Genomic DNA, 5,954 nt, shown 5'->3' with positions numbered 1-5,954 from the left:
GCTCAGGATGACAGACGGATTTCATTCACAACTTCACCACTACTATGCCGAGCCCTACCTACACCAACCCCATCCTCGACGACGATTTTCCGGACCCTACCATTATCCGGGCAAAAGACGGATTCTACTACGCCTACGGCACGCAAACCAAGCGCGACGGGGTGATTATCAACTTGCAGGTGGCCCGCTCGCAAGATTTGGTGCAGTGGGAATGGCTGGGTGAGGCCCTACCCCACAAGCCCCGCTGGGCTAGTGCCACCCAGCGGCTGTGGGCACCCCACGTGAGCGAGGCAGATGGCCGCTACTACCTCTACTACTCGGCCCAGCCCGATAGCGGCGCCGGACTTTGCCTGGCCGTAGCCACCGCCGAGCACCCAACTGGCCCTTTCGTAGACAATGGCGAGCCGCTGCTCTGTGGTGAAACCGGCTTCGAGCACATCGACCCGATGGCTTTCGACGACCCCGCTACTGGCAAACGGCTGCTGTACTGGGGCTCCGGCTTCGGGCCGTTGCGCGTGCGCGAACTGGCACCCGATCGGCTGTTGTTTGCGCCTAATAGCCAGGAAGTAGAGCTAGTACAGCCCGACGTGCCGGGTAGCGCCGATGAGTACCAGCACCTGATTGAGGGTAGCTGGGTGGTGCTGCGCAACGACTGGTACTACCTGTTCTACTCCGGCAATAACTGCTGTGGCCCCGATGCCCACTACGGCGTAATGATAGCCCGTGCCCGCCACGCCACCGGTCCTTTCGAAACGCTGGCCCAGGCCACCGGCCGCCCCGACAGTACCATCCTCACCGGCAACGCGCACTGGCATGCGCCTGGCCACAATTGCCTTATCACCGATGCGGCCGGCCAAGACTGGCTGGCCTACCACGCCATCGACCCACGCCAGCCTACCTTCGATGCCATCAACGATGAACAGGGCTTCTCTCGGCGCGTTATGCTGCTAGACCGCGTGGTGTACGAAAACGGCTGGCCCCGCCTACTGCCCGACGGGCACCCTACCCACACGCCGCAGCCGGCGCCTATAAGCGAAGAAAAGTCCTAGTCCTTCAGTGGCTCGGTCACCATTTGCTCTACCGGGGGCTTTATTTTTACACGCAACGGGTCCTTGGCTTTGCCAATGATAGACCGGTCGCCTTTGTCGTAGCTGAAATAGCTCCATGTCCAGTTGAGCAACACGGCAAAGCGGTTGCGGAAGCTCACCAGCGAAATGACGTGGATAAACGTCCACATCAGCCAGGCCAGCAGGCCTTGCGTGCGGTAATCCTTGCCGCCGGGTAGCTTCAGGTCGGCCACGGCGCGGTTGCGGCCCACAGTAGCCATGGCGCCTTTGTCGTCGTAGCGAAAAGGCTCCAGGGGGTGGCCGTTCAGCAGTCGGGGTAGGTTGTGGCCCAATAGCCGGCCCTGTTGCAGGGCTGGCTGCGCCACCATGGGGTGACCCTCCGGAAACTCCGGGGTTTGCATGGAGGCAATGTCGCCGAGGGCAAATACATTGGTGTAGCCTTCTACGCGGCTGTATTCGTCTACCTTATACCGATTGCCTTTCAGCAAAGCCTCAGGGCGCAGGCCGGGTATGGGGGCGCCCGTCACGCCGGCCGCCCAAATAAGCGTGCGCGTAATCAGTGTTTCGCCGGTGCTGAGCGTCACAGTGTAGCCATCGTAGGACTTCACCCGGCTATTCAGTACCACTTTCACGCCATACTCCTCCAGGTATTCCAACGATTTCTGCGAAGCCTCCGCCGACATCCCTTTTAGCAAGACCGGTCCGCTCTGGATCAAGTGAATATCCATTTGTTTGAAATCCAGCTCTTTGTAGTCGCACGGAAATACGTGCTTGCGCAATTCGCTGAGGGCGCCGGCCACTTCCACGCCGGTAGGGCCACCGCCCACAATTACGAAGTCCAGCAGGCTGTTCATCTGCTCGGCGTCGCCCATTTGCAGGGCCTTTTCGAAGTTGGCCAGCACCGTGTTGCGCAGCTCAATGGCATCTTCTATCGACTTGATGGCAATGGCATTCGCCTCCATTTGGTCGTCGCCAAAGTAGTTGGTGGTAGAGCCAGTTGCAATAACCAGGTAATCGTAATTGATCAGGCCGATGGACGTCTGGAGCACATGGGCATCAGCATCTACCGACTGCACCTCTGCCATGCGGAAGTAGAAGTTTTTCTGCCGCCCCAGAATCTTGCGGAAGGGCGATACAATATCACTGGCATCGAGGCCAGCCGTGGCTACCTGGTAAAGCAGAGGCTGGAAGTTATGGTAGTTCTGCTTATCGATGAGCACCACCTGCACGGGCACGTCGCGGAGTTGCTTGGCTAACTCCAGACCGGCAAAACCGCCTCCCACTATCACCACACGGGGTTTGCCGAGGTCTGTTAGTTTGGCTAAATCTTCCATGCTGAAGTAGTTAAAGAGAATCGGGAAAAGGTTGCTACCCTATACCTCAAAAGTCCAGCTACTGTTGCAACGACAGGCGGGCGGCAGCCAGCCAGGCATCCTTTGCGTATAGCCATTTCCACGTTCTATTCTCCTCTCCCGCGTGAATTCTACTACTCCCGAGTCGGCGGCGCCCGAGCAGCCTTCTTCCAAAATCGCCATTTTTGGGGCGTTGGCGGCTAATCTGGCCATTGCTATCGTCAAGTTTGTGGCTTCTTATTTCACGGGCAGCTCGGCTATGCTGTCAGAAGGCATTCACTCTCTGGTAGATACCATCAACGAGTGGCTGTTGTTGCTGGGCCTGAGTCGCAGCCAGCGCCCCGCCGATGCGCGCCGGCCGTTCGGCTACGGGCGCGAGTTGTACTTCTGGGCCTTTGTGGTGTCGGTGTGCATCTTTGGGATTGGCGGGGGCGTGTCGCTCTACGAAGGCGTGGAGCACCTGCGTCACCCCGAGCCTCTCAGCGACCCTACCTGGAACTATTGGGTGTTGGGCATTGCCTTCCTACTCGACGGCGGCTCGTTTCTGCTGGCCCGCCGCACCTTCAACGCCCAGCGCCGGGGGGTAGGGTTCTGGCGGGCCTTCCACAGCAGCAAAGACCCCGGCACCTTTGTCGTGCTGTTCGAAGATGCGGCCGACTTGCTGGGCCTATCGGTGGCCTTCCTAGGCGTCTACCTCAGCCATACCCTCAACATGCCCGCCCTCGATGGGGTAGCCTCACTCGGCATTGGCGTTATTCTATTGATTGTGGCGGGCCTGCTGCTACGCGAAACCAAAAGCCTACTGATGGGCGAACCTGCCGAGGCCGACGTGCTGCAACACGTGACCGAAGTGGTACGTGAAGACAAAGCCGTTGTCGCGGCTGAAGAACCGCTTTCCAGCTACCTAGGGCCGGAGGAGTTGTTGGTAGTAGTGCGCGTGCGGTTCCAGCCGGAGCAGTCGGCGCAGGAGGTAGCGGCTGCTGTGGTGCGCGTGCAGGCGGCCGTGCAACAGAAGCTGCCGCACATCAAGCACGTGTTTATCCAGCCGATGGAGTGAATGGTGAAGTTGTGAGATTGTGAAGTGCTGAATGTGCAGTAGAAAAAGCGTCTGTCATCCTGAGCTTGCGAAGGACCTTCTCACGGTAGAACGACAAGCGTAACAACGACTCGTTCTACCGTGAGAAGGTCCTTCGCAAGCTCAGGATGACAGGCACTTTTGTTTAGAAACTGGTTTGAGTTACCACTGAACGGTGTAGAGACGCATATTTGCGTCTCGTCGTTGAACGATTTGGGTAGTTGGCGTTCAACGACGAGACGCAAGTATGCGTCTCTACACCGTTTCAGATACCTTTTCCGCTAACCCAAACAGCCTCTTTCATTACTTCAAAATTCCAACAAAAAAAGGGGGCGCTGACTACTGTCAGCGCCCCCTTTTTCAAAATAAGCTACGAACGAGTTAGTACGGCTTGGCATCGTGGGCCAGCTCTTCGGCTTGCTCCACGGCTTCTTCGTCCTTCATCATCATGCTCTTCTTCTCGGCAATGCCGTCGCGCAGGCGCTGGCCCCACTCGGGGTCGCAGTTGGTGCACAGCTCAATCATCTTCTGCTGAATCACTTCAGCGGCATCAGCCAGCGCACCCGACATGTTGTTGATCAGGTCGTCGCGCTCCCAGTCTTCGTGGGTGCGGTACCGCTCGCCAGCTTGCTTGAAGTTGTTTTCGCGGTCGATGGTCTGGCGTACCAGGCGGCCGGTGTACTGCGGCGTGTGGTCGGGAGCCGAACGGGGCGCCTCCTTCAGGCCGTTCAGCGACGAAGGCTCGTAGTTCACGTGGTTGTTCTGGCCAGGGGCCGAATCCACGTGGTAGGTCATCTGGCCATCGCGCTGGTTGGTGCTCACGTGCTTTTTAGGCGCGTTGATGGGCAGTTGCAGGTAGTTGGCACCCACGCGGTAGCGCTGCGTGTCGGAATAGGAGAAGGTGCGGCCTTGCAGCATCTTATCGTCCGAGAAATCGAGGCCGTCTACCAGTACGCCGGTACCGAACGCCGCCTGCTCTACCTCGGCGAAGTAGTTCTCAGGGTTCTTGTTCAGCGTCATCATGCCCACAGGCAGGTGCGGGAACTGGTCTTCGGGCCAAATCTTGGTGTCGTCAAGCGGATCGAAGTCTAGCTCAGGGTGCTCGTCGTCCGACATGATCTGCACGCGCAGCTCCCACTTGGGGAAGTTGCCCTTCTTGATGTTCTCGTACAGGTCTTGAGTAGCGTGGTTGAAGTTCTTGGCCTGAATCTTCTCGGCTTCGCCGGCGGTCAGGTTTTTGATGCCCTGCATGGGCTCCCAGTGGTACTTCACCAGCACGGCGTCGCCGTCTTTGTTCACCCACTTATAGGTGTTCACACCCGAGCCTTGCATCTGGCGGTAGTTGGCCGGAATGCCCCAGGGCGAGAACAGGAACGATACCATGTGCATCGCCTCGGGCGTGTTGCAGATAAAGTCGAAAATCCGCTCGCCGGTCTGGCGGTTGTGCACCGGGTCGGGCTTCTGCGAGTGAATCAGGTCTGGGAACTTCATCGCGTCGCGGATGAAGAACACTTTCAGGTTGTTGCCTACCAGGTCCCAGTTGCCATCTTCGGTGTAAAATTTCACCGCGAAGCCGCGCGGGTCGCGCAGAGTTTCGGGCGAGTGGCCGCCGTGGCCCACTGTAGAGAAGCGCACGAACACGGGCGTTTCTTTGCCTTTGGTGTTGAACAGCTTAGCGCGGGTGTATTTCTCAATGGGCTCGTCGCCTACCTTGCCGTAGGCTTCAAACGTGCCGTGCGCACCAGCACCGCGGGCGTGCACCACGCGCTCGGGTACCCGTTCGCGGTCAAAGTGGCTGATTTTCTCAATGAACTGGTAGTTCTCCAGTGTAGCCGGACCGCGGTTGCCCACGGTGCGCAGGTTCTGGTTGTTGGTCAGCGGGTGGCCCTGGCGGGTGGTCAGGGTTTGGGCGTTTTCGCCGTCAGCGGTGCGCTGGTCGTGCGAAGAGCCTACGCCGTTCACGGCGGTGCCGGTACCGTCGGCGGGCGTGTGCTGGCCGTTGTTGGTTTCGTCTGCCATAGTGGTAATGTTGGATGGTTTTGGTGCCCCGAAATAACTGCTATAAACTGACTTGAGTTTAGAAAAGGTACGGATTTCCCATTGAATTATTCGATACCAGCATAGCCTCCGTTGATACGACACGGGTGCCAGGGGGTAGGGAAGTAGGTGTTGTGAACTCCAATAAAAGTCCGCGCCGGGTGGTGCCTACGTGCTCAATCTCCTCCACAGTGGCTGTCACAGATTCACTATGATCGTCCGGAAAAATGACCGTCACCGCCAAGGGCGTGTGCAGGTTCAGGGGTAGGAGAAGCGGAGCTGTTTCGGCGGGTATCGCCACCATGCCCAGCCCCGGCACCCGGAAGCTATGCGCCACAGTCAGCAGCAAATCAGGCATTGGAATGGTGAAATGGTGAAAGAAAACGCGTCTGTCATCCTGAGTGCAGCGAAGGACCTTCTCAC

The 5,954-nt window shown here is 58.4% G+C and carries 5 protein-coding genes; 2 read left to right on the top strand and 3 right to left on the bottom strand.

Going from position 1 to position 5,954, the window contains the following annotated elements; all coding sequences use genetic code 11:
• Positions 1-44: 44 nt before the first annotated feature.
• Positions 45-1,049, top strand: a complete 1,005-nt coding sequence (locus KYK14_RS21325; protein WP_185282082.1) for a glycoside hydrolase family 43 protein — start codon at positions 45-47, stop codon at positions 1,047-1,049.
• Here KYK14_RS21325 and KYK14_RS21320 read toward each other — a convergent pair.
• Entirely contained in the window at positions 1,046-2,401 is a 1,356-nt protein-coding gene (locus tag KYK14_RS21320; protein WP_185282083.1) for an NAD(P)/FAD-dependent oxidoreductase, read from the bottom strand. The two genes, KYK14_RS21325 and KYK14_RS21320, sit on opposite strands and share 4 nt — an antisense overlap.
• Before the next feature lie 142 nt (positions 2,402-2,543).
• Here KYK14_RS21320 and KYK14_RS21315 point away from each other — a divergent pair, with 142 nt between their 5' ends.
• The gene (locus KYK14_RS21315; protein WP_208307665.1) at positions 2,544-3,476 is read left to right on the top strand and encodes a cation diffusion facilitator family transporter; all 933 of its coding nucleotides are present in this window, start codon (positions 2,544-2,546) and stop codon (positions 3,474-3,476) included.
• A gap of 399 nt (positions 3,477-3,875) precedes the next feature.
• On the opposite strand, the gene KYK14_RS21310 is transcribed toward KYK14_RS21315, so the two are convergent.
• Both KYK14_RS21310 and KYK14_RS21305 read right to left on the bottom strand, forming a co-directional pair.
• Entirely contained in the window at positions 3,876-5,513 is a 1,638-nt protein-coding gene (locus KYK14_RS21310; RefSeq protein WP_185282085.1) for a catalase, read from the bottom strand.
• A 58-nt stretch (positions 5,514-5,571) separates the two neighbouring features.
• The coding region (locus KYK14_RS21305; protein WP_219161686.1) for a hypothetical protein at positions 5,572-5,954 on the bottom strand (383 nt) is incomplete at its 5' end.

It is taken from the genome of Hymenobacter profundi, assembly GCF_019334315.1.
GTDB lineage: Bacteria > Bacteroidota > Bacteroidia > Cytophagales > Hymenobacteraceae > Hymenobacter > Hymenobacter profundi.
Note: the sequence above shows the minus strand (reverse complement) of the source record. Positions and strands in the feature narration are given on the sequence as shown.

Bases quoted from the DNA above. Each gene is read 5' to 3' on its own strand.
- KYK14_RS21325 (WP_185282082.1), top strand. From the start codon at position 45: ATGCCGAGCCCTACCTACACCAACCCCATCCTCGACGACGATTTTCCG.
- KYK14_RS21320 (WP_185282083.1), bottom strand. From the start codon at position 2,401: ATGGAAGATTTAGCCAAACTAACAGACCTCGGCAAACCCCGTGTGGTG.
- KYK14_RS21310 (WP_185282085.1), bottom strand. From the start codon at position 5,513: ATGGCAGACGAAACCAACAACGGCCAGCACACGCCCGCCGACGGTACC.